The following is a 3,945-nucleotide window of genomic DNA, read 5'->3' on the forward strand; positions in this document are numbered from 1 at the left end:
ATGTTTACACATTATCTAGTTTTGAGAGAACTATTCTTTCAATTACATCTTGATTTAACATCAAGACAAAGCTACTTGGTCTGCTCCTGCGTGCTGCGCTACTCGTCGCAAGCTAGCAAGGAAGTATAATCAGGTCGTAAGCTTGGTGGCGATAGCGAAGAGGTCACACCCGTTCCCATGCCGAACACGGTCGTTAAGCTCTTTTGCGCCAATGGTAGTTGGGGGCTTCCCCCTGCAAGAGTAGGACGTTGCCAGGCGATAAAGCACAACCCAATCGGGTTGTGCTTTTATTTATGTATTTAATAATTAATTTAAAAAATGTATTCCATCCTTCCAAAATGGCAAAGTTCCGCACACCTTATAGCCATAAAACGTGTTAACTATAAGGTGTGGAACACTTTGCTCCCTAGTGTAGAGTAGATGAGTTCGACTATTCTCTCCCCTCTTCTCCATTCGAGAACAACAAGAATACATTCAGATATTTAATATACCATCGTCATATCGTCATAATACTTAAATTCTAATAAATTGTTTGCTGGATCTATTAAAAAGAAGGTTATATGTTCTTCTTGTTTCCCTTTAAATCTTGTCATAAGTTCTTGGAAGAAAGGGAGTTCATTTTTTTTAGCAATGTCTAATAAGGTGTGAAATTCATCTTTATTAGTAAACGTAACTCCAAAATGACGTGGATACATCTTTGGTTTTTTATCTATATCCTCTGGACTTAAGTGACAAACCACCTGATCTCCAAAAAAGTTAAATGTTACCCGATCATGATATTTCCTGGCAACTTTGCATCCGATTTTCTCATAAAAATCACTGGTTTGCTCCAAGTTTTCACATGGAATAGCTAAATGAAATACTTTGTTTACATCTCTCATTTTTGTTCCTCCTTATTAAATAAATGAAATGTATCGGAGCGTAAGCCTAATCTGAGGGTTTCTAGAGAGATGGCATCTGCTAAGGGAATATTCGCTAAGTTTACTTGATGGCCAACTTTTTGAATAAAATATGTTTGCATCTTTTTATTAGGTGCTTCAAAAATTACATTCTCAATGGGAATCTCAGATGCTAAAATGTCAGTAATAATGTCATAGCGCATTTCTCCATTGCTTTGACATATACCGCTTGTTCCACTTTCTCTTGATTCCGTGATAACTTTACTAGAACCGGCTTCCAAGTCTTCTAGGATGTGTTCAATCCACTCTGTTTTACAATAGCTATCTGATTTCTCGTAATCTTTACTACCCACTTCGCTAAAAACATTAAATTCCTTTGAAAATTCGGAAACGTAACGTGCCTTTTCTTTATTTGTTAAGTTTATTGTTCCGTTTGAGATTTCAATAAAGCTACATTGATACCTTTTACAATAATCATAAAAGTTTTCAATTTTTCCTTGACTTAAAAACTTTTCAAATAAGGTTCCGCCAAAGAAGTATTGGATGTGGTTCTCCAGAAGACAGACAATTTTATCTTCTAATTCTTTTGTAATTAGAGACGTGCCCCAGCCGAACTTAACAAAGTCAATGAGTAAAGAATTGCTATTGATGGTATCCTTGAATTGTTGTAAAGAGCTACCATTATCAATTAAAATTGTGAGACCACAATCCCTTGGCTTCGATTGTCTTAGTGGAAGTTCAAGTCCAAAGTAAGGTAAGGTTTTCATATGTCAATCCTCTCAATCGTTGGTATTTTACATTCTGTATTGACTTTCATGATAAATGGATAGTTTATTTCTTTTGTACAAAGTGTCATATCCTCTTGGTTAAAGTCCTGATTTTGCGAGTCATAAAACTTTTTTGCAGCGTCCGAGTGTTCAATACGTTTAATGGTTTCTGACGCAGTGGTTTGTTTCCCCAAAATAATGCTTTCCATGAACTCAGCGCAAGCGAGGTCTTCATCTCCGGTTGGATGGGAGGCAATTAAATGAATACGAAGGTTTTTATTGCTTATTTGATAAAGTTGTTGAATATGTTTTGCTGTGGTTCTTGCATTAGAAAAGCCTGTAACAAAAAGTTGTTTAGTATTTAAAGAGTTTAATGTAGCCTCTACACCATTTGTTGTTTTTTGAACAAGTGTTTTCCCAGTAAGTATCGTGGCTGAGACAAGCTTTGGGGAGTTATCCAAATCAAATCCCTTGATGAGTAAACCGTTCACTTCACCTGCTAGGATATAGTGTGGAAATTTACGTTTGAATAAAAAGGCTTTTTCGATCGACCTGACTAATAAAATCCTGTTTGCCTCATTAATGAATGCATAATGAGCAAAGGTAAAGGCACGTATGACATCAATAACTATATTAATGTCTGAAGGTGGTAAGGAATGAGTGTTTCCTTGATAAATCGTTATTGACATGAATACCTCCTACCAGCTAGTAATGATTAACAAATATTCAAGGTACTATATTCGCCTATTTCAATAGGGGTGACGTTATTCACCCAATTTAGGCTTTTCTTAAGGAAGGAATAACTTGCTTTGATAAATTTCCATCATGAAATTAGGCACTTGTCGAGAAAACTTGAATAGAATAGAAAAGAGAGAAGCAGGTTATCTAACAGAAAAGGTTGAAAATCGTATACATTATTAGAGTATTGCCGATAATGGTGCTGGGGGTGGTTGTGTATGACGAAAACGGAAGTCATCCAAGTGCAGCTAGTGAAAACTTGTATTGTATGTGAACGTGCGAAGTCGGAAGGGATTGAATTACTCGATTCGTTTATTTGCAGGGACTGTGAAACAGACGTAATCAATACAGAAACACAGGATGAAAGTTATAATTTTTATGTAAATCAATTAAAAAAAATTATGTAATTCCCTAAAACGAGTCGGGGTTGGCTTGTTTTTTTTTTTGCAAGAAAAAGTGATTCTTGGTTCAATCCATTTTATAATGAAAAAAAGGAGTGATAACGAATGAACCAAACTTCAACTCCGCTTATACAAGCAATCCAAATGCACCTAAACCAAGACTCTACATCCTTTCATGTTCCAGGTCATAAAAATGGATTGGTTTTCCATAGTGGGCTTTTTGAAGATTTTAAACAGGTCCTTCGGTATGATGTAACTGAACTTGAAGGTCTTGATGATTTACATAGCCCGATTGGTCCAATATTAGAAGCACAACAATTAGCAGCTACTTTTTATAGAGCAGGGCATACTTTTTTCTTAGTAGGTGGATCGACTGTAGGCAATTTAGCAATGGTTTATGCAATCTGTAATCCTGGGGATACAGTACTTGTACAACGGAACGCTCATAAATCAGTTTTTCACGCATTAAAATTAGCAAATGTAAAACCCATTTTGCTCGCTCCTGAATATGATAAAGAAACAGGGCATCCAATCGGAGTAGCGACAAAAACATTTCAGATAGCGTTAAGTAGCTATCCTGAGGCGAAAGCTGTACTCCTAACATATCCAAATTATTACGGAGTGGGATTGGATCCGAAGGAAATTATTACAGTGGCAAAAGAAAAAAATCTCTATGTGCTTGTCGATGAGGCACATGGAGCGCACTTTCAAATTTCTGACTCATTTCCTCCTTCTGCTCTGTCGCTTGGAGCTGATATCGTTGTGCAATCAGCACACAAGACCCTTCCCTCACTAACAATGGGATCTTATTTACACGTTCACCCGAATCAAGTTAATAAAGTTGAAAAGCTTCAGGATGCCCTTGGTATGTTTCAATCAAGTAGTCCCTCTTATCTTATTTTGGCATCCTTAGACGCCGCAAGAGCTTATGCAGAAATGTTAGATAAACAGAGAATTATATCTATTCTTGCAGGAGTTCGTACGTTTAAACGCGAATTAGCTACCATTGGACAAATAGAAGTTATAGAGTGGCAAGATGAACGCTATCATTGTGACCCCTTAAAGGTTACAATTAAATCATTAAGTAATTTAACAGGCTATCAATTACAACACATTTTTAATCAACAAGGCATATATACC

General features: G+C 36.4%; 5 protein-coding genes and 1 rRNA gene. 3 read left to right on the top strand and 3 right to left on the bottom strand.

Annotation, left to right across the window (positions count from 1 at the left end):
* The first annotated feature begins 141 nt into the window (after positions 1-141).
* Positions 142-257, top strand: a 5S ribosomal RNA gene (gene rrf / locus CEF19_RS09730).
* A gap of 225 nt (positions 258-482) precedes the next feature.
* Here the strand turns inward: rrf and CEF19_RS09735 are convergent.
* The 3 genes from CEF19_RS09735 to CEF19_RS09745 are packed head-to-tail and all read right to left on the bottom strand — an operon-like array spanning position 483 to position 2,355.
* The gene (locus CEF19_RS09735) at positions 483-881 is read right to left on the bottom strand and encodes a VOC family protein (RefSeq protein WP_100405907.1); all 399 of its coding nucleotides are present in this window, start codon (positions 879-881) and stop codon (positions 483-485) included.
* Positions 878-1,666 (bottom strand): phosphosulfolactate synthase, encoded by a 789-nt coding sequence (locus CEF19_RS09740; protein ID WP_100405908.1) that lies wholly within the window; start codon positions 1,664-1,666, stop codon positions 878-880. Before CEF19_RS09740 ends, CEF19_RS09735 begins: the two co-directional genes overlap by 4 nt.
* Positions 1,663-2,355, bottom strand: a complete 693-nt coding sequence (locus tag CEF19_RS09745) for a 2-phosphosulfolactate phosphatase (RefSeq protein ID WP_100405909.1) — start codon at positions 2,353-2,355, stop codon at positions 1,663-1,665. The genes CEF19_RS09740 and CEF19_RS09745 overlap by 4 nt, the downstream gene beginning before the upstream one ends.
* 267 nt (positions 2,356-2,622) lie before the next feature.
* On the opposite strand from CEF19_RS09745, the gene CEF19_RS09750 reads away from it, so the two are divergent.
* Positions 2,623-2,811, top strand: a complete 189-nt coding sequence (locus CEF19_RS09750) for a sigma factor G inhibitor Gin (protein WP_100405910.1) — start codon at positions 2,623-2,625, stop codon at positions 2,809-2,811.
* A 99-nt stretch (positions 2,812-2,910) separates the two neighbouring features.
* On the top strand, positions 2,911-3,945 hold a 1,035-nt coding region (locus tag CEF19_RS09755), incomplete at its 3' end, for an aminotransferase class I/II-fold pyridoxal phosphate-dependent enzyme (RefSeq protein WP_198510269.1).

Source organism: Bacillus solitudinis (assembly GCF_002797395.1).
GTDB classification, from domain to species: domain Bacteria; phylum Bacillota; class Bacilli; order Bacillales; family Bacillaceae_D; genus Halalkalibacter_A; species Halalkalibacter_A solitudinis.

What these genes read in the sequence shown, in the direction of transcription:
- CEF19_RS09735 (WP_100405907.1), bottom strand. Translation starts at nt 881, where the DNA reads ATGAGAGATGTAAACAAAGTATTTCATTTAGCTATTCCATGTGAAAAC.
- CEF19_RS09740 (WP_100405908.1), bottom strand. Translation starts at nt 1,666, where the DNA reads ATGAAAACCTTACCTTACTTTGGACTTGAACTTCCACTAAGACAATCG.
- CEF19_RS09745 (WP_100405909.1), bottom strand. Translation starts at nt 2,355, where the DNA reads ATGTCAATAACGATTTATCAAGGAAACACTCATTCCTTACCACCTTCA.
- CEF19_RS09750 (WP_100405910.1), top strand. Translation starts at nt 2,623, where the DNA reads ATGACGAAAACGGAAGTCATCCAAGTGCAGCTAGTGAAAACTTGTATT.